Source organism: Nocardia sp. NPDC004260 (assembly GCF_053603155.1).
In genome coordinates this window covers 224,835-246,325 of the sequence record NZ_JBSGEZ010000002.1, presented here as the reverse complement: position 1 = coordinate 246,325, position 21,491 = coordinate 224,835, and the positions used below count along the sequence as shown (strand labels likewise).

Genomic DNA, 21,491 nt, shown 5'->3' with positions numbered 1-21,491 from the left:
AATCTGCGCAGCCGGTCTGCGTTAGTTCGGCCGCTACTTCGTAGCGGCGTGTTCGCGGCTCGGTCTCGCTTCGTTCGAAACCTGTGGTTGTGGTGCGTTGGGCGCGTCGGCGAGCAACGTACTGACCTCGTCATTCGCCGTTACGAGCGAGCCGCGCGCAGGTACCACTTCGTCGGTGTCGCCGAAATGCGCGGGCCATCAGCCTTCCGACAAGTAGCGCTCGATCTTCTCCACCTTGGCGGTCATCGCGTCTGTCACGCCGGGACGGATGTCGGCCTTCAGCACCAGGCTGCAACGTGGAGCGACGGCCAGGATGGCGTCGGCCGCCTGTTTCACCACGGCCATCACCTCATCCCATTCGCCCTCGACGGTGGTGAACATGGCGTCGGTGCGATTGGGCAGTCCACTGGCGCGCACCACGCGGACCGCCTCGGCGACGGCGCGCCCGACGTCGACGCCGGTCCCGAGCGGTGTCACGGAGAAGGCGATGATCATGCCTCGATCATGCCGCAGGCCCGAGCCTATTCCGTTCGCGGCCACCAATGGGCCGCGAACACCCAGCGCCGCAAGCGCTGGAAAACCGACACAGCGCGCCAAATTACATAGACGCGATCAGGCGATCTACGCGCTCGTCGACCGAGCGGAACGGGTCCTTGCACAGCACGGTGCGCTGCGCCTGGTCGTTCAGCTTCAGGTGCACCCAGTCGACGGTGAAGTCGCGGCCCGCCTCCTGGGCCGCGGTGATGAAGTCACCGCGCAGCTTGGCCCTGGTGGTCTGCGGCGGGGTGTCGACCGCGGCGTCCACGGCCTCGTCCTCGGTGACCCGCTTGGCCAGCCCCTTGCGCTGCAGCAGGTCGAAGACGCCGCGTCCGCGCTTGATGTCGTGATAGGCCAGATCCAGCTGGGCGATCTTGGGATCGGACAGCTCCATGCCGTACCGGTCCTGGTAGCGCTGGAACAGCTTGCGCTTGATCACCCAGTCGATCTCGGTATCGACCTTCGCGAAGTCCTGCGCCTCGACCGCGTCCAGGGTGCGGCCCCACAGGTCGACCACCTGGTCGATCTGGGGATCGCGGTCCCGATTGCGCAGATGCTCCACGGCGCGGGCGTAGTACTCGCGCTGGATGTCGAGGGCGCTGGCCTGCCGACCGCCTGCCAGGCGCACCGGACGCCGACCGGTCAGGTCGTGGCTCACCTCGCGGATCGCGCGGATCGGATTGTCCAGCGCGAAGTCGCGGAACGAGACACCCGCCTCGATCATCTCCAGCACCAAGGCGGCGGTGCCGACCTTGAGCATGGTGGTGGTCTCGGACATGTTGGAGTCGCCGACGATCACGTGCAGGCGGCGGTACTTCTCCGCGTCGGCGTGCGGCTCGTCGCGGGTGTTGATGATCGGCCGCGAGCGGGTGGTCGCCGAGGAGACGCCCTCCCAGATGTGCTCGGCGCGCTGCGACAGGCAGAACGTGGCGGCCTTCGGCGTCTGCAGCACCTTGCCCGCGCCGCAGATCAGCTGACGGGTGACCAGGAACGGCAGCAGCACGTCGGAGATCCGGGAGAACTCACCCGCGCGCACCACCAGGAAGTTCTCGTGGCAGCCGTAGGAGTTGCCCGCCGAGTCGGTGTTGTTCTTGAACAAATAGATGTCGCCGCCGATGCCTTCTTCGGCCAGACGCTGCTCGGCGTCGATCAGCAACTCTTCGAGGACCCGTTCGCCCGCACGGTCGTGGGTCACCAATTGCGCCAGGTTGTCGCATTCCGCGGTCGCGTACTCCGGATGCGACCCGACATCGAGGTAGAGCCGGGCACCGTTGCGGAGGAACACGTTCGAGCTACGGCCCCAGGACACCACCCGGCGGAACAGATACCGGGCCACCTCGTCGGGGGACAGTCGACGGTGACCGTGGAAGGTGCATGTCACACCGAACTCGGTCTCGATCCCCATAATTCGTCGCTGCACACCATCGACATTACAGCCAAGTCGAGGTCTTGCGTGGGGCACCGAACAACCCGTATGCATACGTCTTCACAACGATTTGGCCCGCTTTGTCGGAATTTGCCCGGGTGAAACGCCGGTTTCGCCGGAGGATGCACAGTTCGGCCCGGCCCCGGACATGCCGATACGGCCCGCGAACCAAGCGTCGTTCGCGGGCCGTCGAGTTCGTCGGCCCCGGCGGACTACTCCGCTGAGGGAGTCTCCTCCGCCGACGGTTTCTCATCCTTCGGCTCGGAGCCGGTCTCCTCCACCGCGGGCTTCTCGGCCGCCTCCGCCGGACTCAGCAGACGCTCCAGCGTGGCGTTGGGCACCCGCCGGAACGCCCGGCGCGGACGCGCCTGCTCCAAGGTCGCGACCTCGAGCGAGCTCACGCCCAGCACCCGCTTCTCCTTCTCCGCGCCTTCCGGAACACCCGCCTGCAACGCGCGCACCGCGACGCCGACCGCGGAGGCCAGGTCCAGACCCGGCTGATACGACGACTTCAGCGCGGTGACGATCGGCTCCGTGGTGCCGCCCATCACCACGAACTCGCGCTCGTCCACGATCGATCCGTCGAAGGTGATCCGGTACAGCACCGATTGCGCGGCCCGCTCCGGATAACCCACCTCCGCCACACAGATCTCCACCTCGTACGGCTTGAGCTGATCGGTGAAGATCGTGCCGAGCGTCTGCGCGTACGCATTGGCCAGCGCCCGGCCGGTGACATCGCGGCGGTCGTACTGATACCCCCGAATGTCGGCCTGCAGGATGCCGCCCCTGCGCAGATTCTCGAACTCGTTGTACTTGCCGACCGCGGCGAACCCGATGCGGTCGTAGAGCTCACTCACCTTGTGCAGCGTCGCGGACGGGTTCTCCGCGACGAACAGCACACCCTTGTCATACGTCAAGACCACGACGCTGCGCCCCCGAGCGATGCCCTTGCGCGCGAGCTCGGTCTTGTCGCGCATGATCTGCTCGGCCGACGCGTAGTACGGCAACGTCATGATCAGGCGCTCCCTTCTTCGGCGGCCTCGCGGTCGGCGATGATGCCGCGGGTGATCTCCGCCAGCCGCGACTCGGTCACCTCGACCGCACCCTCCTCATCGATCACGATCGCCGTCGGGAAGATGCCGCGCACCAGATCCGGGCCACCCGTCGCGGTGTCGTCGTCGGCCGCGTCGAACAGCGACTCGACAGCGATGCGCAACGCGCGATCCTGATCGATTCCCTTGGCGTACAACTTCTTCAGCGAGGACTTCGCGAACATCGAGCCGGAACCGACCGCGGCGTACCCGAATCGCTCCTCGCTGCGTCCACCCACCACATCGAACGAAACAATGCGGCCCGCCTTGTCGGCATCGGTGGCGTCGAGGTCGTAGCCGACCAGCATCGGCACCACCGCCAGACCTTGCAGGGCCGCGGGCAGATTCTCGCGCACCATCTTCGACAGCTTGTTGGCCTTGCCGTCGAAGGTCAGCGGCACGCCCTCGAGCTTCTCGTAGTGCTCCAGTTCCACCGCGAAGATCCGCACCATCTCCACCGCCATGCCCGCGGTGCCTGCGATGCCCGCCGCGGAATAGCTGTCGGTGATGTAGACCTTCTCGATATCCCGGCTGGCCAGCAGGTTCCCCTGCGTGGCACGGCGGTCACCGGCGATCAGCACACCGCCGCGATAACTCACCGCCACGATGGTGGTGCCGTGCGGAGCGATCTCCTTCGCGGAAGTGCCGCCGGGGATTCCGGCGGCACCCTGTCCGAACTTGTTGCCGGGCAAAAGATCCGGAGCATGCATGCGGAGATAGTCGGAGAAGGAAGAAAGGGCGTACCCCAGGTGGAGACGCGAGGGGTCACCGACTGTCACTGGCCACCTTTCTGCACGTACGCGCGGACGAAGTCCTCGGCGTTCTCCTCGAGCACGTCATCGATCTCGTCGAGCAGGTCGTCGGTTTCCTCCGCCAGCTTTTCGCGGCGCTCCTGACCGGCGGCGTCTACACCGTCGGGGCCCTCGTCCTCGTCGCCACCCCCGGCGCGCTTGGTCTGCTCTTGTGCCATGGCAGCCGACCTCCTCTGTCCTCACCATGATCGGGACCCATGGTGAGCACGGCCCCGATCATGAGCATTGTCCGTGCTCGTCCCTCAACACTACCTACCAGCACCGACAGTGTGCCTATTTTGTGTGGCGGTGTTGGTCTCACGCAGGTGGGCTATGTCGTCAGCTGCTCCACCAGGTCCGCGGCGGTGGTCACGCCGTCGAGGAGTTTGCCGACGTGGGCTTTGGTGCCGCGGCGGGGTTCCAGGGTGGGAATGCGGACCAGGGAGTCGCCGCCCAGGTCGAAGATCACCGAGTCCCAGCTGGCCGCCGCGATGTCGGCGCCGAAGCGGCGCAGGCATTCGCCGCGGAAGTAGGCGCGGGTGTCGGTGGGCGGGTTGGTCATGGCGTCGAGGACCTGCTGCTCGGTGACCAGCCGCTTCATCGAGCCGCGGGCGACCAGGCGGTTGTAGAGCCCCTTGTCCAGGCGCACGTCGGAGTACTGCAGATCCATAAGGTGCAGCTTGGGGGCCGCCCAGCCGAGGCCCTCGCGGCTGCGCATGCCCTCGAGCAGGCGCAGCTTGGCCGGCCAGTCGAGCAGGTTCGCGCACTCCATCGGATCGCGTTCGAGCAGGTCCAGGACCATGGCCCAGTTCTCGATGATGTCCTGGACGCGCTTGTCGTCGTTGCCGGTGCGGTCGACGAACTTGATCACCCGGTCCAGGTAGACGCGCTGCAACGCGAGACCGGTCAGCTCGCGGCCGTCGGCGAGCGCGACCGTCGCCCGCAGCGTGGGGTCGTGACTGATGGTGTGCACCGCGGTGACCGGGCGGGCCAGCTGCAGATCCGACAGGTCCTCGCCCGCTTCGATCAGGTCGAGGACCAAGGCGGTGGTGCCGACCTTGAGGTAGGTGGACATCTCGGCCAGGTTGGCGTCACCGATGATGACGTGCAGCCTGCGGTACTTGTCGGCATCGGCGTGCGGCTCGTCGCGGGTGTTGATGATGCCCCGTTTGAGCGTGGTCTCCAGGCCGACCTCGACCTCGATGTAGTCCGAACGCTGGGACAGCTGGAAGCCCGCGTGGTCGCCGGACTGGCCGATGCCGACCCGGCCGGAGCCGCACACCACCTGGCGGGACACGAAGAACGGCGTGAGCCCGACGATGATCTGGTTGAACGGGGTGTCCCGGCTCATCAGGTAGTTCTCGTGGGTGCCGTACGAGGCGCCCTTGCCGTCGACGTTGTTCTTGTACAGCTGCAGCCGCGGGGCCCCCGGCACGCTCGAGGCGTGCCGCGCGGCGGCCTCCATCACCCGCTCGCCCGCCTTGTCCCAGATCACCGCGTCCAGCGGGTCGGTGACCTCGGGCGCGGAGTATTCCGGGTGGGCATGGTCCACGTAGAGCCGGGCGCCGTTGGTGAGGATCATGTTCGCGGCGCCCACCTCGTCGGCGTCGATCACCGGCGCGGGACCGTTCATCCGGCTCAGGTCGAATCCGCGGGCGTCGCGCAGCGGCGACTCCACCTCGTAGTCCCAGCGCGTGCGCTTGGCGCGCGGCACGCCCTCCGCCGCGGCGTAGGCCAGGACCGCCTGGGTCGAGGTGAGAATCGGGTTGGCCGACGGCTCGGTCGGGGTCGAGATGCCGTATTCGACCTCTATTCCGATGATGCGCTGCATGGCATCGAGCCTAAGTCACGCACCCGGTCCGACCCCCCGCGACCGGCGGAGTCCAATGTCATACCACAGGTGGTACTTCCGGAGGACCCGTCGCGGCGCAGGTCGGCGCGATAGTCGGGACATGTCCGAATCGATCGCAGCCCGCCGCCTGGAGACCGCCGAGCAGCATCGCGCGTCGCCTCCCCCACCACCCGCACCCGCCCGGCTCGTCGCGTTGGACGTGCTACGCGGGATCGCGATTCTCGGCACCCTCGCCACCAACATCTGGATCATCACCAACCCGGAGGGGCTGGTCGGGTATCTGCACGACATGGGCGGCGAGGCGGGCGGATGGACGTGGACCGAGCGCGTGCTCCAGCAGCTGGCGCAGGGCAAGTTCCTCGGGCTGCTCACCGTCATGTTCGGCATCGGCCTGGCCATCCAGCAACGCTCCGCGACCAAGGCCGGGCGCCGCTGGCCGGGGAAGTACCCGTGGCGGGCGGGCTTGCTGTTCCTGGACGGTCTGGTCAACTTCGTCTTCGTCGCCGAGTTCGACGTCCTCATGGGGTACGCGGTGACCGGACTCGTGGTCGCATTCGTGCTCGCCACCGGTGCGCGGGCGCGGCGGCGCTGGCTGGTGGGCGCGGCGGCCGTGCACGTGTCGCTGTTGACGCTCATCGCGCTCGCTCTGGCGTTCGCGCCGAGCCAGGATGCGCAGGCGCGTCGTGCGCTGGACCCGAATCCGTATGCGGACGGCTCGTTCTGGGAGCTCGCGGCGTTCCGGCTCGGCAACGCCGGGCTGTTCCGGATGGAGACGATCTTCGTCTTCGCGATGTCGGTCGCGCTGTTTCTGACCGGCGCCCTGCTGTTCCGGGCGGGCGTGTTCGGCCAGGAAGGCGCGGGACTGCGCAAGCGGCTGATGATCCTCGGCTTCGGCGTCGCCGCGCCGATCGACCTGGGCGTCGGCATCCTTGGCGGCGGCGACCTCATCCTGTTCACCCGGTACGGCAGCGCGCCGTTCGTCTCTCTCGGCATTCTGGCCGCGGTCGCCGAGTGGTACCTGCGGCGTCCCGGCGCCGGGTTCGCCGGGCGGCGTTTCACCGAGATCGGCCGCACCGCGCTCAGCTGCTACATCCTGCAGAACCTGGTGGCATCGATCCTGTGTTACGGCTGGGGTCTCGGACTCGCGGCGCGCGTCTCGCCCGATGACCGTGTCCCGTTCACCGTCGGTGTCTACGTACTGGTATCGCTGATCATCGCCTGCGGAGCGCACCTGTGGCTACGACGCTTCGAGCGCGGGCCGGTGGAGTGGTTCTGGAACGTGAGTTTCCGAACGCTGGCGCGGGAACGCTGAAACGCCATGATGCCCGTACCCCCAGGCCGGGGATACGGGCATCATGCCGACCGACTCCGTTGTGGCGCAGGGGCTTACCCGCACATGCCGCGACGATCCGACGGCCCCGGCGCGCGGCGGCCGCTACCGTCGTGCTGTGACGCTTGCCGACCGCTACCCCTTGCTGCACACACCGGCGCACTGGGCGTGGGGCGACCTGGATGTCCGGTTCTCCACCACGCTCCCGTCCGACGAACTGGTCACCAATATCCACGTCGTCTGTTTCGTCGGCGACGAGATCGTGCTCTGTCGCGACGACCGCGACGTCTGGCTGATTCCGGGCGGCACCAGGGAACGCGGCGAGTCGATCGACGCCTGCGTGCGCCGTGAACTGCGGGAGGAGGCGGGCGCACGCCCGGTCGGACAGATCCGATGGTTCGGCGCTCACCATGCGACGAGCAACGGTCCGGCACCGTATCGCGAGTGGCAGCCCCACCCGCACAAGGCGTGGCTGTGGTGCACCGCGGACGTGGTGCTCGAATCCGCCCCGACCAATCCCGACGACGCCGAACAGATCCTCGAGGTGTGCACCTTTCCCCTAGCCGAAGCGATGCGACGGGCCGGATCCGACGGCGAGCACCTGAGCGAACTGGTGGCATTGGCGGTCGAACTCCACCGGCCGGAGCGTCCCGAGTGATGTAGGCGGCCGACCGCACATGCTCGGCCGCCGCCCATCGGTGGGATCGGGGCAGAATCGAAGGATGGCAACGGCAACTTGGCACGGCCGCGTCCTCGCGACCAGCAATGACACCATCATCGTCGAGGGCAATCACTACTTCCCGCCGGACTCGATCCGGCCGGAGTTCTTCCAGCCCTCCGACACGCACAGCTACTGCCCGTGGAAGGGCACCGCCAGCTACTACACCGTGGTGGTCGACGGAGACAGCAACACCGACGCCGCCTGGTTCTACCCGGAGCCGAAGACCAAGGCCGCGCAGATCAAGGACTATGTCGCGTTCTGGCGCGGCGTCGAGGTGACGGAGAGCTGAGCGGATTCTTTCGCTGCGAGCAATCGAGTGGCGATCTCATGATCGATGCCGGAATCCGGTCGTAGGCGCGGCCGTGCGGTGATCGGCGGCCGGGGCGGCGGCTCGGACCGCACTGCCCCGGCGAACGGTGGTAATCGGAGGAATCGGGAATACCGCCTGCGCGAAACCGATACGCTCATCCTAGGATTCAGCGCGAGTGTCTCAGCCGGGAGCATCCCATGATGAAGGCTCTGGTCGCCAACGGCTTCTCGATGGCGCCTGGCGGCGCGGCGGACGAACCGGCGCGAGCGGGTGTCGCGCTGCTCCGGCCGGGGGTGCTGGCTTTCGCCGGATCGGTCGGTCCGACGGAGTTACACGCGCATCACGCGGTGCAGATCGTCGCCGCGAGCACGCCCATCGTGGTGGTGGACGGTAGCGGGGTCCGCAAGCAAGGCACCCACGTCATCGTGCCGACCGACGCGCCGCATCGGATCGACGTAGGCGCCGCGCACGGCACGGCCGTCTACCTCGACCCCGAGACGGCCGCAGGGGCGGCGGCGGATCGCAGAGCTCACCTCAACGGCTGGGTCGACAGCGCCGACGCCCTCGGCATCACTGCCGGTGGTGGAGACCTGACCGCGCAGGTCACCGCGGTCGTCGACGATCTGCTGCCGCAAGACCGCGCGTCCGACGCGAGCGAGCGGCACGCGGTGATCACGGCGGCGTTGCAACTGCTGCCCGCACTGGTGCGCACCGGGTCGGTGCGGGGCGCGGATGTCGCACGACAATTGGGTATTCCCGCGCCCCGACTGTCCCACCTGTTCACCGAGCAGATGGGAATCCCGTTGCGCCGCTACATCCTCTGGCTGCGGCTGCACATAGCGCGGACCCGCGCGCTGGCCGGAGACGATCTCACGGCCGCCGCGCACGCGGCCGGTTTCTCCGATGGCGCGGATCTCACCCGCACCTGCCGCCGGACGTTCGGGCTGTCTCCATCGGTGCTCAGCCGCACCAGCGAATCGGTCCCGGACGCATAGCCGTCGAAACGGCTCGCGTTCCGTATCAGTCCGCCGGACGGGACTCGACGTAATAGTCCGCCGAGATCGTCTTCAGCATCTGCCGCACGCCGAGTGGCGCCCACAGCGCGGAGGGGTCGTGCCGCACGACCGGATCGGCCAGCTCGACCACATGGCCGCGGGTTTCCAGGGCGAAACCACCCGCCGCGCAGATGTTCTTGACCCAGTCGACATTCCGGCCGTACGTCAGTGCGATCCGGTAGGCGCCGTCCTGCTCGAAGACCATGACCGGGGTGCGGTAGGACCGGCCCGACTTCCTGCCCTTGTGCAGCACGATGCCGAAGCCGGGCGCGCGTCCCGCGACCAGGCCCGCGGTCGGGTTGGTGACATGCCGGTTGAAATTCGCCAGTGCGTGCGGAAGCACCATGGGCGGCGATCCTCTCTCCCTGTGGCGTGCGGTGTTCACGTTACTCTCGACCCATGTCCGCTCCGCCGCCTCATCGCGAGCCGCCCCGCACCGGGGATCCGAGCGCAGAAACGATCGCGATCTACGATGCGGCAGGCAACCCGGTGGGAGCCGCCGAGCGGGCCACGGTCTACCGCGACGGATTGTGGCACGCCAGCGCGGGGGTGCTCCTGCGCTCCGGTGACGGCGAGCGCGTCTACGTGCACCGCCGCACCGACACCAAGCTCGTTTTCGCGAGCATGCACGACTGCCTGGCCGGTGGTGTGGTCGCGCCGGGCGAAGCGCCGCGCGAGACGGCCCTGCGCGAACTGGCCGAAGAACTGGGCGTCACGCCGAACCCCGCCGACGTATCGCCCGAACCGTTGGCGACGGTCTCCTGGGACGGCGAATGGGCCGGTCGGCCGATGCGGTGTCATCTGTTCGCGTACGAGTTGCGCTACGACGGGCCGGTCCGCCACCAACCCGACGAGATCGCCGCGGGATGGTGGTGGACCGACGCCGAGCTGCTGGCGCGTCTGGCCGATCCGGACTGGCCGTTCGTCCCGGACACCCGCCTGCTGATCACGGATCTGCTGGTCGGCGCCCGGCCAGCGGCGGACGGCGGGACGAGGCCCTGATCAGCTGGACGAGGCGACGGAGGCGGCCCAGGCGGCGAACGCGCCGGGATTGCGTGTCTGCAACAGCACCCGGCCGGGGCCGGTGAAATCGAAGACGAAACCCTCGCCGGACTTCAACGACTGGATCGATCGACCCGAGACCGCTCGCCGGATGCTGAAATTCATCGCCAGGTCGTAGGCGACCACGTGCCCGGTGTCGATCGTGATCGGCTCGCCCGGTTGCAGATCGATCACATCGATCGCGCCGAACACGCCCACCACGATCTCGCCCTCGCCGTGCGCGCGCAGACCGAATCCGCCTTCGCCGCCGAACAGATTGGCGAACCCGCCCCACTTGCTCTCCACCTGCACACCGTGTGAATTGGCGATCCAGCCCCCACGGCTGATGAAGAAAGGCCGATCCGGCGTGATCTGCAGGTTCAGCATGTCGCCGGGAAGCGCGGGCGCCACGTCGACCCACCCGCCCTGCGGCGGCGCGGTGAAAGTCGAGACGAAGAACGATTCCCCGGCCAGCACCGACCGCTTCAGTCCGGCCAGGATGCCGCCCTCGGCCTTGGCCTGCAATGTGACTCCCGCCGAATGAGCCACCATGGCGCCGCTCTCGACCCGCATCGGCTCGCCCCCGGCGAGAAAGCACCGCGCGACGGCGGCGGCGGGACTGTGGCGCAGTTGTACCTTCATGTCCGCCGACCCTACCGCCGAGTTCCGCACGGCGGGAACGGGTGTCAGAGCAGATCGCGCAGTGCGTCGTCGTCTCGGGCGACCACCGCCCCGCCGTCCGCGGTGAGCACGATCGGCCGTTGTATCAAGCCAGGATGCTCGACCAGCGCGTCGATCCAGCGGTCCCGGTCGGCGGCGGTCCGCGCCCAGCTCGCCATGCCGAGGTCCTTGGCGATCTGCTCGCCGGTGCGGGTGATGTCCCACGGTTCGGCGTCCAGCCGTCGCAACACCTCACGCAGCTCGGCGGCCGTCGGCGGCTGGTCCAGATACTTGCGCACGGTGTAGTCGACACCGGCGTCGTTCAGGAACGCGGTGGCGTTGCGGCTCTTGCTGCACCGCGGGTTGTGCCAGATCTCGGTCTGCCCGGAAGTCATGCACGCAGGGTACCGAGGACGCGCATCCGGGCCGCCCGGCGCCCACTGGCGGATCTCGGACGCCGCGCCACCGAGCGCCGCGCGTGCTCCGATACTGGAAGCCATGACTGAGCACGCGTCGCCCGAAAACCCCTACGGCACACCGACCACATCCGGACCCGAACGCATCCCGTCGTATCAGGGCGTGATGAATCGGGTCGTGCGCGCGCTGCTGCGCGTGCCCGGGCTGTCCGGCGTCGTCGGCAAGCGGCTGATGATCCTGCACGTCGTCGGGCGCAAGTCGGGGAAGGTCTACGACGTGCCGCTGGCCTACACCCGGCACGGCGACACTCTGCTGATCGGCACCGCCCTGCGCCCGTGGGTGAAGAACCTGCGGGCGGGCGATCCGGTGCGGGCCTCCTTCGGCGGCGAGCCGCGCACCTTCGACCCGGTGGTCCACACCTCCGAGTCCGACGTGCTGCGGCTCTACGAGATCGTCGCGCGGGACAACAAGCAGAACGCCAAGTACAACGGCATCGGCTTCACCGCCGACGGTTCACCCTCCAAGGCCGATATCTACCAGACCTGGCAGCAGGGCGGCGTCGTGGTGGAACTGACGCCGCACTGAGCGGCCGGTCAGCTCGCGAGGTAGCCGTCGGCCACGTCGAGCACTTCGTCGACGATCTCGAGGCCGGTGCGCAGTTCGTCGGCCGTCGTGGTCAGCGGCGGCGCGATCTGGAAGCGATTGCCCGCGTTGAACGGCCACAGCCCGCGCGCCTTGGCCGCGGCGGTGACCGCGGCCATGGGCTCGGCGTCCGCGCCCGCCGCCGCGAACGGGATCAGCGGCTGTCTGCTGCGTTGGTCCCGGACCAGTTCCAGCGCCCAGAAGAAGCCGAGTCCACGGACCTCGCCGACGCTCGGATGACGGCCGGCCAGTTCGCGCAGGCCTTTTCCGAGTACATCGGCGCCCACGGCCCGTACGTGATCGAGGATTCCTTCGCGCTCGAAGACCGCGATCGAGGCGACACCCGCCGCGCAGGCCAGCGGATGACCCGCGTAGGTGAGACCGCCCGGATACACCACATGGTCGTAGCGCTGCGCGATCCGCTCGGCCATGAGCACGCCACCGAGCGGGACGTAGCCGGAGTTCACCCCCTTGGCGAAGGTGATGATGTCCGGCTCGACGCCGAACGCCTGTACCGCGAACCATTCGCCCACCCGTCCGAACCCGACCATCACCTCATCGGCGATGTAGACGATGCCGAACTCGTCGCACAGCGCTCGCACGCCGGCCAGATAACCGGGCGGCGGGACGAGCACACCGTTGGTGCCGACCACCGTCTCCAGAATCAACCCCGCGATGTGCTGCGGGCCCTCGAGTTCGATGACCTGCCGCAGGTGTCGCAGCGCGGCGGCCGTCTCTTCCTCGGGAGTCGCCGTACCCCACGGTGACCGGTACGGGTAGGGGCCGAAGAACCGCACCACGTCGACGTTTGTCGGTTCCGCGCCCCAGCGACGCGGTTCCCCGGTCAGGCCGATCGCGACGCCCGTGCCGCCGTGGTAGGAGCGGTAGGCGGCGAGCATTTTCGTCCGCCCGGTGTAGCTTCGCGCCAAACGCACCGCGTGCTCGACGGCCTCGGCGCCGCCGGTGGTGAACAGGATCCGGTTCAGCTCGCCGGGAGCCCGCTCGACGATCAGCCGGGCCAGTTCGCTGCGGACGTCGTTGCCGACCGTCGGCGAGATGGTCGCCAACCGCTGCGCCTGGGTGACGATCGCCGCGACGATGTCCGGATGCTGGTGGCCGATGTTCACGTTGACCAGCTGGGAGGAGAAGTCCAGATAGCGCTTGCCGGTGTCGTCCCAGAAGTAGGAGCCGAACGCCCCGGTGATCGGAGCCGGGTTCAATTCGGCCTGCGCGCTCCAGGGATAGAAGACGTGATCGGCCACGTTAGTCGCTCCCTTCGGTCGACTTGGTCGTGGTCACGAGGGAAGCGAGACGTGGCAGCACCGATTCACCGTACGCCGCCAAAGTCGCGTTCTTCGCGTCGTGCTGGAGATAGACGGCGAACTGGTCCACACCGAGCCTTTCCAGCTCCCGCAACCGGGACAGCTGGTCGTCGGGCGTGCCCAGCAGGCAGAAGCGGTCCACGATGGCGTCGGGCACGTACTCGGCATGGACATTGCCCGCGCGTCCGTGCAGGTTGTAGTCGTAACCGCGCCTGCCTTCGATGTAGTCGGTGAGGGCAGCCGGGATGTCGCCTGCCGCACCGTATCTCGCCACCATCTCCGCCACGTGGTTGCCAACCATCCCGCCGAACCATCGGCACTGTTGCCGCGCGTGCGCCTGCGCCTCGTCCGTCCCGTCGGTGACATAAGCGGGTGCGGCGACGCAGACCCGCACCGCCGCCGGGTCCCGGCCCGCGCGCTCGGCCGCGGCGCGCACCCGGGCGACGGTCCATGCCGTGATGTCGGGGTCGGCCAGTTGCAGGATGAATCCGTCGGCCACGGCACCGGTCAGCTCGAGTGCGCGTGGCCCGTAGCCCGCCACCCACACGTCCAACCGGGAGTCGGCCGCCCACGGCAACCGCACGACCGTGTCGTCCACTCGCGCGCCGCGACCGTTGCCCAGTTCGCGGATCACCTCAATCGATCGGCGCAGCGTCGCCAGCGTGGCGGGCTTGCCGCCCAGCGTGCGCACGGCCGAGTCGCCGCGGCCGATCCCGCATACGGTGCGATTGCCGAACATCTCGTTGAGCGTGGCGAAGGTCGACGCGGTCACCGTCCAGTCCCGGGTGGCCGGGTTCGTCACCATCGGACCGACCATGATCTTGCGGGTGGCGGCCAGGATCTGGCTGTAGATGACGTAGGGCTCCTGCCAGAGCAGATGCGAGTCGAAGGTCCAGACGTGGGAGAACCCGTATGTCTCCGCGAGCCTGGCCAGTTCGATCACACGCGAGGCCGGGGGCGTGCATTGCAGCACCACACCGATGTCCATGCGGCACTTCTCCGTTCCGAGGATCGAAAGTCAGATCAGGTTCTGCGCGAGTCCACGCGCGACGAACCGGCCGTGTCCCGCGTGCCCGAGGTAGCCACCGTCGTCCACGACGACCCGGCCCCGGGACAGCACCGTGTCGACGTGACCGTCGATCTCGAATCCCTCGTAGGCCGAGTAGTCCATGTTCATGTGATGGGTCTTGCCGAGACCGATGCTGGTGTGGCCGTCCGGGTCGTAGATGACGATGTCGGCGTCCGCTCCCGGGCTGATCACCCCTTTGCGCGGGTACATGCCGAACATCCGGGCCGGTGTGGTGCAGCAGACCTCGACCCAGCGTTCCAGCGAGATCCGGCCGGACCGGACGCCCTGGAACATCAGATCCATCCGGTGCTCGACGCCGCCGATGCCGTTGGGGATCTTGCTGAAGTCCCCGAGCCCCAACTCCTTCTGGCCTTTCATGCAGAACGGACAGTGATCGGTGCCGACGGCCGTGACGTCGCCGGTGCGCAGGTAGCGCCACAGCTTGTCCTGATGCCCTTCGGCCTTCGATCGCAGCGGCGTGGAGCACACCCATTTGGCGCCCTCGAAACCCGGCGCGCCGAGCTGATCCTCGAGCGAGAGATACAGGTACTGCGGGCAGGTCTCGCCGAAGACGTTGCGCCCGGCGTCGCGGGCGGCGGCGATCTGAGCCAGCGCCTGCTCGGCCGACACGTGCACGATGTACAGCGGCACGCCGGTCAATTCGGCCAGCATGATCGCGCGGTGGGTGGCCTCCTCCTCGAGCTGCCACGGTCGGGTCGTGCCGTGGAAATACGGCGCGTTGTCCCCTCGCGCGAGCGCCTGTTCGACCAGCACATCGATGGCTATCCCGTTCTCCGCGTGCATCATCACCAGCGCGCCGAGTTCCGCCGCGGACTGCATGGCGCGCAGGATCTGGCCGTCGGTGGAGTAGAAGATTCCCGGGTAGGCCATGAAGAGCTTGAAGCTGGTGACGCCCTCGGCCACCAATTCGCTCATGCTTTTCAAGGATTCGTCGTCGACGTCGCCGATGATCTGATGGAAGCCGTAGTCGATCGCGCATTGCCCGGCCGCTTTCCCGTGCCAGGCGGCCAGCGTGTCCTGGACCCGTTCCCCTTGCCGCTGGACGACGAAGTCGATGATGGTGGTGGTGCCGCCCCACGCGGCCGCGCGGGTACCGGTCTCGAAGGTGTCGGAGGCTTCGGTCCCGCCGAAGGGCATCTGCATGTGGGTGTGACCGTCCACGCCGCCGGGGATGACGTATCTGCCGGTCGCGTCGAGCACGCGATCGGCGGACGCGGCGAGATCCGCGCCCAGCGCGACGGAGCCCGGCCGCAGGACGGCGGCGATGGTCTCGCCCTCGACGAGTACGTCGAGCGGCTGCGCTCCGGTGGCCGAGACCACCGTGCCACCGTGGATGAAGGTGCGCGCCATGTCGTTCTCCCCGGTCTCAGGGGGCCACCAGCGGCCCGTAGGCGTCGGGGCGCCGATCGCGGTAGAAGGCCCAGCGGTCGCGCACCACCTTGATCAGGTCCATGTCCAGATCACGGACGACCAGCTCGGGGTCGGTATCGGAGGCGACCTCGCCGACGAACTTGCCCTCGGGGTCGACGAAGTAGCTGGTGCCGTAGAAGTCGTCGTCGCCGTACTCCTCGGCGCCGACTCGATTGATGGCGCCGATGTAGTACTCGTTGGCTACCGCGGCCGCCGGTTGTTCCAGCCTCCAGAGGTAACCGGACAAGCCGCGCGACGTGGCCGACGGATTGAACACGAGTTCCGCACCGGCGAGGGCCAACGCGCGCCACCCCTCGGGGAAGTGCCGGTCGTAGCAGATGTACACGCCGACCTTGCCCACCGCCGTGTCGAACACCGGCCAGCCCAGGTTGCCCGGCCGGAAATAGAACTTCTCCCAGAATCCGTGCACGTGCGGAAGGTGGTGTTTGCGGTACTTGCCGAGATAGCTGCCGTCGGCGTCGATCACCGCCGCCGTGTTGTACAGCAGACCCGGCTGTTCCTGCTCGTACACCGGCAGGATCATCACCAGGCGCAATTCTTTCGCCAGTTCCGCGAATCGCTCCGTCGTCGGCCCCGGGACGGATTCGGCGTAGTCGTAGAACTCCGTGTCCTGCCGCTGGCAGAAGTACGGGGCGTAGAACAGTTCTTGGAAGCAGATCACCGCGGCTCCGTGCGCGGCGGCGCGGCGCGCGTAGTTCTCGTGCGCCGCGAGCATCGACTCCTTGTCACCGGTCCAGTTCGTTTGGACCAGCGCCGCTCGAACGATTCCCATGCCTCGTTATACGTCACCGGGAACCTGTTCCGTTGTCCGACGAGTGCCGGGAAGCATTTTGTAGCCAATCCGTGGCAACCGCGGTTACGGCGGCATCCCGACCTGCCCGCGCTCGAGCAATCGAGCCGTACTCCCCCACTCGGTCGGGCGAGATGGAATGATTCGCGCTGCATCGTCCGGTGTGCAACCCCGAGTGAAGGAGATTTTCAGCGGTGAGCAGCGAAGTGCAAGCGCGAGAACTCGTCAGCGGCCGGCGCACGGGGCGCCGGGGCGTGCCGTGGCGATCGCTGCGGATCCTCGGGGTCCTCGTCGTCGGCGCGGCGCTGGTCGCGTCCGCGACGGGTGTCGTCTCGGCGACCCCGTCGCCTGCTCGGGAGCAGGGCCCGGCCGGCTGTGGCGTACCGACCGCGGGGCAGCCGAACGGTAAGCAGTGGCCCGCCGAACCCGGCATGACCATCGATCCCAACGCGCAATACACGGCGACGCTGATCACCAACTGCGGCACCGTGACCGTCGCCCTGGACGCCGCCCGCGCACCGCGCACCGTCAACTCGTTCGCGTTCCTGGCCGGAGAGCGGTACTTCGACCACACGAGGTGCCACCGGATCACCACCGACGGCATCTACGTCCTGCAGTGCGGCGACCCCACCGCGACCGGCATGGGCGGCCCCGGCTATCAATTCCCTGACGAGAACCTGGCGGGCGCGACCTACCCGGCGGGCACGATCGCGATGGCGAACGCGGGCCCCGGCACCAACGGCAGCCAGTTCTTCCTGGTCTACCGGGACGCGCCGCTGCCGCCGGACTACACCCCGTTCGGCCGGGTCACCGCGGGCATGGACGTGCTGAACGCCATCGCCGCCGCCGGAGTCAAGGACGGCTCCTCCGACGGCGCACCGGCCGCCGACGTGGTGCTCGATTCCGTCGCCGTCCGCAACTGAATTCCCGACGACCATGGTGGCGGCGACAATCGGACGCCGCCACCATGGTCGTCCCCGGGGGCTTGAACGAATCGGTCAGGACACCGCGGCGCGCCGACGCAGCAGCGCCATCGCCGGTTCGACGAACCGGCTGACGACCGGCCCGAGCACCGCCATCAACAGCACGTAGGTTGTAGCCAGCGCGGCGAATTCGGCGGGGACCGCGCCCGCGGCCACCGCGAGCCCCGCGATGACGATCGAGAACTCACCGTGGGCGACCAATGCCGTGCCCGCGCGCGCCCGGCCCAAGCGGCCCGCACCGGCCCGCTTGGCCGCCCACCATCCGGTGGCGATCTTGCTGGCCGTGGTGACCAGTGCCAGCAGGCACGCCCAGCCAAGGACCGGTGGAATGCTCGTCGGGTCGGTGCTCAGACCGAACAGCACGAAGAACAGTGCGGCGAACAGGTCGCGCAGCGGTTCCAGGAGCTTGGTGGCGTTGTGCGCGGTCGAGTCCGAGATCGCGATGCCGAGCAGGAACGCGCCGACCGCCGCGGACACTTGCACAGCGGAGGCCGCGCCCGCCACCAGCAGCGCGGAACCCAGCAGTTTCAACAGGAAGATCTCGCGGTCGGCGCTGTCGACGATCGCGGAGACGTAGCGGCCGTAGCGCAGCGCGACGATCAGCACGACCGTGACCGCCGCCAAGGCGATGGCCAGCGTCTTCAGTCCGGCGAGGAAACCGACTCCGGCCAGCACCGCGGTCAGCACCGGCAGGTATCCGGCCATCACCAGGTCCTCGAACACCAGGATGGACAGGATCACCGGCGTTTCCCGGTTACCGAGCCTGCCCAGATCGTTGAGCACCTTCGCGACGATGCCGGAGGACGAGATGTAGGTGACCCCGGCCATCGCGATGGCGCCGGTGAATCCCCAGCCGAGCCCGAGCGCGACGAGCACACCCGGCGTCGCGTTGAGCACGATGTCCACCACGCCCGCGGCCCACGATCGGCGCATGCCCGTGACCAGTTCCGGCGCGCTGTATTCCAAGCCGAGCAGCAACAACAGCAGGACGACGCCGATTTCGCTGGCGAGATGGATGAAGTCGTCCACCTGCCGCAACTCGACGAGGCCACCGGTGCCGAACACCAGTCCGCCGATCAGATACAGCGGGATCGGCGACATGCCGATGCGCGCGGCGATCCGCCCGAGCAGGCCGAGGCCGAAGAACACCGCGCCCAGCTGGATCAGCGCGAGCGCGGTCTCGTGTGCGACCATGCGCTCAGCCGTCTAACAGGATCTTGGCGGCGGCCTCGAGGCCCTCCACCGTGCCGACGACGACCAGCACGTCTCCAGCGGTGAAGGTGAAGTCCGGCCCCGGCGAGGGAATCGGCTGGCCGCTGCGGACCACGGCGACGATGGACGCCTTCGTCCGGGTGCGGATCTGAGTTTCACCCAGCCTGCGTCCGTCGAAGCGGGAGCGGTCCGGGATGGACAGCTGCCGGGTGGTCAGTCCGGTGAACTCGCGGTGTTCCTCGCGCAGTTGTTCGACCAGTTGCGGCGCGCCGAGCAGGCTGGCCAGCACGGCCGCCTCCTTCCCCGACAGCGGCACCTGCTCGGTCTCGTCGGGGTTGTCCGGCTTGCTCACGATGAGGTCCATCGTGCCGTCGCGATGGTCGATCACCCCTATCCGGCGTCGTGTATTGGTCAGCGGAAAATCCTTGCGCACACCTATACCCGGCAGGGGTGTCACCTCAACATTCACGACCCCACCCTATCGACCCGCCCGTTACGACCCGTCGACGGGTGACCGAATTGTCCGTATTTCTCGCCGTTTCCGCACGCCACTCCGGCCTTGCGAGTTGGACCACGGTTCACCGCCCGTGGTAAGAGAAATGACGTGTCCCGTACATGCCTTCGTCGCCGAGCCGTTGGATTCCGTTTCCGCGACGACCGCGCCGCGCGAGTCCGGTGACGGTCGCCCGAGCGGTGAATCGGTTGCTCCGGCCGGGTGCGGTCGCCACCGCGGCGGCCGTGCCGCGGGCGGGCGCCGGAGGGTACCGGCATGATCTGGACGGGCTGCGCGGCGTGGCGATCGCGCTGGTCGTGGCGTTCCACATCTGGTTCGGCCGGGTGTCGGGCGGCGTGGACGTGTTCCTGGCGCTGTCCGGGTTCTTCTTCACGGGCTCGCTGCTGCGCGGCGTGGCAGCCACCGGCACGGTCCGTGTCGCGCACACCGCTCGCCGGCTCGCCCGCCGATTACTGCCCGCCCTGATCACGGTTCTGGCGGCCGTGGTCGCGGCAACCGTGCTGCTTCGCCCGTTCACCCAGTGGGGCGAGATGGCGGCGCAGACGCTGGCGTCGCTGCTGTATTACCAGAACTGGTATCTGGCGCTGTCCTGGTCGGACTACCTGGCCGCCGATCCGTCGGTGAGCCCGTTGCAGCATCTGTGGTCGATGGCGGTGCAGAGGCAGTTCTACCTGCTCGCGCTGATCGTCGTGGCGTCGGTCGCGGGTCTGTGCCTGCGTTTCGCCCGTCCGGGGGCAGTGCGTCCGGCCTTGGCGATCGCGCTCGCCGCGGGCGCGGTGGCCTCGTTCGTCTACGCCGCGCACGGTACCGCGGTGCATCAGGGCTGGAACTACTACGACAGTTTCGCCCGCGCCTGGGAACTGCTCGCCGGAGCGCTGCTGGCGATCGTCGCGCCGTGGCTGTCACCGCCGCGTTCGGTGCGGGTCGCGGCCGCTGTCCTCGGCGCGGTCGCGGTACTCACGTGCGGTTGGTTGATCGACGGCGCCGATCGGTTTCCCGGTCCCGCCGCGCTGGTGCCGATCGGGGCCACACTGGCGCTGATCGTCGCGGGCGGCGACCTCGCCGCCGCCGATCAGCCACTACCGAACCGGCTGCTCGGCGCACCGGCCGCGGTGCGCCTCGGCGAACTGTCCTACGCGCTGTATCTATGGCACTGGCCGATCCTGATCTTCGTCCTGGCGCGGACCGGAGCCGCGACCGCGGGACTCGGCGTGGGTCTGGGCGTCGTCGGGGCGTCGCTGGTACTCGCCTACCTGACCAACCGGTTCATCGAGGAGCCGCTACGAGTGCGGTCCGGTCGTCCGGCCGGAAAGACGCCCGCCCGCGGACGCCGCACCGGCCGGCTGGTCGCGGCGCTCGGCATCGCGGTACTCGCGGCGGCGCTGGGCGAGCAGGTGGTGACCAAGGCGAATCCGCCGCGAGCGGTGGCCGGGCTGGACTCGGCGCGCTATCCCGGCGCGGAAGCACTGGTCAATGGCGTGAGCGCGCCCGAGGCTCCGATGCGGCCGAGCATGTACGAAGCGCCGGCGGACGCGGCCTACCCGTCGCGCGACGGCTGCATCGCGGACTGGGATACCCGCGAAGTCATCACCTGCACCTATGGCGACGCCGCCGCGGAGCGCACCATCGCGGTGGTGGGCAGCTCGCATGCCGAGCACTGGGTGCCCGCGCTCGACCTGCTCGCCCGCGAGCACTCCTTCCGGGTCGAGGTCTACCTGAAGATGGGCTGCCCGCTGACCGTGGCGGCGGAACCGATGTACAAGGGTGAAGCGAATCCGGACTGCCGCGACTGGTCTGTGGAGGTGATCGACCGGCTGGGCGTCGAACGCCCGGAGTGGGTGTTCACGACAGCGACCCGCCCTCGTGACGGCTCGGGTGACGAGACCCCGGCCGACTATCTGGACGTCTGGACTCGGCTGGCCGACCGCGGACTCAACGTGCTCGCCATCCGTGACACGCCGTGGCTGCGGCGCGACGGCGTGCGGTACCGGGCCATCGATTGCCTCGCCCAGCACGGTGACCGGATCAGCTGCGGGATGCCGCGCGCCGACGCGCTCAACGCGGTCGATCCGGCACTGGAGTTCGCCGCCTCGTTCCCCAACGTGTTCCCGCTGGACCTGTCCGACGCACTGTGCGAACGCGACGTGTGCGCGGTCACCGAGGGCAACGTCCTGATCTACCACGACGAGCATCACCTCACCGCCAGCTATTCGCGATCGCTGGCACCGGAACTCGGCAGGCAATTGGCGCCGATCCTCGGCTGGTGGTGAGCCGGA

23 protein-coding genes are annotated in these 21,491 nt (G+C 68.4%); 8 read left to right on the top strand and 15 right to left on the bottom strand.

Going from position 1 to position 21,491, the window contains the following annotated elements; translation table 11 throughout:
• Nucleotides 1–198 precede the first annotated feature (198 nt).
• From ACWEO7_RS02750 to dop, 6 genes are all read right to left on the bottom strand, one after another.
• Nucleotides 199–495: a thiamine-binding protein gene (locus ACWEO7_RS02750; protein WP_452420224.1), complete on the bottom strand. Its 297-nt coding sequence runs from the start codon at nucleotides 493–495 to the stop codon at nucleotides 199–201.
• A gap of 103 nt (nucleotides 496–598) precedes the next feature.
• A complete protein-coding gene (pafA, locus tag ACWEO7_RS02745; protein ID WP_174186519.1) occupies nucleotides 599–1,957 on the bottom strand; it encodes a Pup--protein ligase in 1,359 nt (452 codons plus the stop codon).
• A gap of 218 nt (nucleotides 1,958–2,175) precedes the next feature.
• Entirely contained in the window at nucleotides 2,176–2,976 is an 801-nt protein-coding gene (prcA, locus tag ACWEO7_RS02740; protein WP_452420222.1) for a proteasome subunit alpha, read from the bottom strand.
• Between the two features lie 2 nt (nucleotides 2,977–2,978).
• On the bottom strand, nucleotides 2,979–3,833 hold the full coding sequence (prcB, locus tag ACWEO7_RS02735) for a proteasome subunit beta (protein WP_452420221.1): 855 nt from the start codon (nucleotides 3,831–3,833) through the stop codon (nucleotides 2,979–2,981).
• Nucleotides 3,830–4,024, bottom strand: coding sequence for a ubiquitin-like protein Pup (locus ACWEO7_RS02730; RefSeq protein WP_014986166.1), 195 nt, complete (start codon nucleotides 4,022–4,024; stop codon nucleotides 3,830–3,832). The genes prcB and ACWEO7_RS02730 overlap by 4 nt, the downstream gene beginning before the upstream one ends.
• Before the next feature lie 152 nt (nucleotides 4,025–4,176).
• The gene (gene dop, locus ACWEO7_RS02725; protein ID WP_039798407.1) at nucleotides 4,177–5,676 is read right to left on the bottom strand and encodes a depupylase/deamidase Dop; all 1,500 of its coding nucleotides are present in this window, start codon (nucleotides 5,674–5,676) and stop codon (nucleotides 4,177–4,179) included.
• 121 nt (nucleotides 5,677–5,797) lie between these two features.
• Between dop and ACWEO7_RS02720 the strand changes: the two genes are divergently transcribed.
• From ACWEO7_RS02720 to ACWEO7_RS02705, 4 genes are all read left to right on the top strand, one after another.
• Nucleotides 5,798–7,009 carry a DUF418 domain-containing protein gene (locus ACWEO7_RS02720; protein WP_452420219.1) on the top strand — a complete coding sequence of 404 codons (1,212 nt, stop codon included), beginning with the start codon at nucleotides 5,798–5,800 and terminating at the stop codon, nucleotides 7,007–7,009.
• A 136-nt stretch (nucleotides 7,010–7,145) separates the two neighbouring features.
• Nucleotides 7,146–7,685 (top strand): NUDIX hydrolase, encoded by a 540-nt coding sequence (locus ACWEO7_RS02715; protein ID WP_452420218.1) that lies wholly within the window; start codon nucleotides 7,146–7,148, stop codon nucleotides 7,683–7,685.
• 64 nt (nucleotides 7,686–7,749) lie between these two features.
• Nucleotides 7,750–8,037, top strand: a complete 288-nt coding sequence (locus ACWEO7_RS02710; protein WP_355077552.1) for a DUF427 domain-containing protein — start codon at nucleotides 7,750–7,752, stop codon at nucleotides 8,035–8,037.
• 218 nt (nucleotides 8,038–8,255) lie between these two features.
• Nucleotides 8,256–9,053: a helix-turn-helix domain-containing protein gene (locus tag ACWEO7_RS02705; RefSeq protein WP_452420216.1), complete on the top strand. Its 798-nt coding sequence runs from the start codon at nucleotides 8,256–8,258 to the stop codon at nucleotides 9,051–9,053.
• A gap of 25 nt (nucleotides 9,054–9,078) precedes the next feature.
• Here the strand turns inward: ACWEO7_RS02705 and ACWEO7_RS02700 are convergent, their stop codons facing one another.
• The gene (locus tag ACWEO7_RS02700; protein ID WP_450020615.1) at nucleotides 9,079–9,459 is read right to left on the bottom strand and encodes a nitroreductase family deazaflavin-dependent oxidoreductase; all 381 of its coding nucleotides are present in this window, start codon (nucleotides 9,457–9,459) and stop codon (nucleotides 9,079–9,081) included.
• 53 nt (nucleotides 9,460–9,512) lie between these two features.
• Between ACWEO7_RS02700 and ACWEO7_RS02695 the strand changes: the two genes are divergently transcribed.
• Nucleotides 9,513–10,115 (top strand): NUDIX hydrolase, encoded by a 603-nt coding sequence (locus tag ACWEO7_RS02695; protein ID WP_452420214.1) that lies wholly within the window; start codon nucleotides 9,513–9,515, stop codon nucleotides 10,113–10,115.
• Here ACWEO7_RS02695 and ACWEO7_RS02690 read toward each other — a convergent pair whose 3' ends face one another.
• Both ACWEO7_RS02690 and ACWEO7_RS02685 read right to left on the bottom strand, forming a co-directional pair.
• Nucleotides 10,116–10,796: a TIGR00266 family protein gene (locus tag ACWEO7_RS02690; protein WP_195080044.1), complete on the bottom strand. Its 681-nt coding sequence runs from the start codon at nucleotides 10,794–10,796 to the stop codon at nucleotides 10,116–10,118.
• A 44-nt stretch (nucleotides 10,797–10,840) separates the two neighbouring features.
• Nucleotides 10,841–11,209: an arsenate reductase family protein gene (locus ACWEO7_RS02685; RefSeq protein ID WP_452420212.1), complete on the bottom strand. Its 369-nt coding sequence runs from the start codon at nucleotides 11,207–11,209 to the stop codon at nucleotides 10,841–10,843.
• 103 nt (nucleotides 11,210–11,312) lie between these two features.
• Here ACWEO7_RS02685 and ACWEO7_RS02680 point away from each other — a divergent pair, with 103 nt between their 5' ends.
• The gene (locus ACWEO7_RS02680) at nucleotides 11,313–11,816 is read left to right on the top strand and encodes a nitroreductase/quinone reductase family protein (RefSeq protein ID WP_452420210.1); all 504 of its coding nucleotides are present in this window, start codon (nucleotides 11,313–11,315) and stop codon (nucleotides 11,814–11,816) included.
• An 8-nt stretch (nucleotides 11,817–11,824) separates the two neighbouring features.
• On the opposite strand, the gene ACWEO7_RS02675 is transcribed toward ACWEO7_RS02680, so the two are convergent.
• From ACWEO7_RS02675 to ACWEO7_RS02660, 4 genes are read right to left on the bottom strand one after another with little or no spacing between them, the layout of a single operon-like run.
• Nucleotides 11,825–13,135 (bottom strand): aminotransferase class III-fold pyridoxal phosphate-dependent enzyme, encoded by a 1,311-nt coding sequence (locus ACWEO7_RS02675; RefSeq protein WP_452420208.1) that lies wholly within the window; start codon nucleotides 13,133–13,135, stop codon nucleotides 11,825–11,827.
• 1 nt (nucleotide 13,136) lies between these two features.
• Nucleotides 13,137–14,183, bottom strand: coding sequence for a TIGR03842 family LLM class F420-dependent oxidoreductase (locus ACWEO7_RS02670; protein WP_452420206.1), 1,047 nt, complete (start codon nucleotides 14,181–14,183; stop codon nucleotides 13,137–13,139).
• 30 nt (nucleotides 14,184–14,213) lie between these two features.
• Nucleotides 14,214–15,635 (bottom strand): dihydropyrimidinase, encoded by a 1,422-nt coding sequence (gene hydA, locus ACWEO7_RS02665; protein WP_452420205.1) that lies wholly within the window; start codon nucleotides 15,633–15,635, stop codon nucleotides 14,214–14,216.
• Between the two features lie 16 nt (nucleotides 15,636–15,651).
• Nucleotides 15,652–16,488 (bottom strand): nitrilase-related carbon-nitrogen hydrolase, encoded by an 837-nt coding sequence (locus ACWEO7_RS02660; RefSeq protein ID WP_355077532.1) that lies wholly within the window; start codon nucleotides 16,486–16,488, stop codon nucleotides 15,652–15,654.
• A 212-nt stretch (nucleotides 16,489–16,700) separates the two neighbouring features.
• Here ACWEO7_RS02660 and ACWEO7_RS02655 point away from each other — a divergent pair, with 212 nt between their 5' ends.
• On the top strand, nucleotides 16,701–17,429 hold the full coding sequence (locus ACWEO7_RS02655) for a peptidylprolyl isomerase (protein ID WP_452420203.1): 729 nt from the start codon (nucleotides 16,701–16,703) through the stop codon (nucleotides 17,427–17,429).
• A gap of 75 nt (nucleotides 17,430–17,504) precedes the next feature.
• Here ACWEO7_RS02655 and ACWEO7_RS02650 read toward each other — a convergent pair whose 3' ends face one another.
• Both ACWEO7_RS02650 and ACWEO7_RS02645 read right to left on the bottom strand, forming a co-directional pair.
• Nucleotides 17,505–18,683 carry a cation:proton antiporter gene (locus tag ACWEO7_RS02650; protein ID WP_356962043.1) on the bottom strand — a complete coding sequence of 393 codons (1,179 nt, stop codon included), beginning with the start codon at nucleotides 18,681–18,683 and terminating at the stop codon, nucleotides 17,505–17,507.
• Between the two features lie 4 nt (nucleotides 18,684–18,687).
• Nucleotides 18,688–19,170: a cation:proton antiporter regulatory subunit gene (locus ACWEO7_RS02645; protein ID WP_450020631.1), complete on the bottom strand. Its 483-nt coding sequence runs from the start codon at nucleotides 19,168–19,170 to the stop codon at nucleotides 18,688–18,690.
• 224 nt (nucleotides 19,171–19,394) lie between these two features.
• On the opposite strand from ACWEO7_RS02645, the gene ACWEO7_RS02640 reads away from it, so the two are divergent.
• A complete protein-coding gene (locus tag ACWEO7_RS02640) occupies nucleotides 19,395–21,485 on the top strand; it encodes an acyltransferase family protein (protein ID WP_452420201.1) in 2,091 nt (696 codons plus the stop codon).
• The last annotated feature ends 6 nt before the right edge of the window (nucleotides 21,486–21,491 follow it).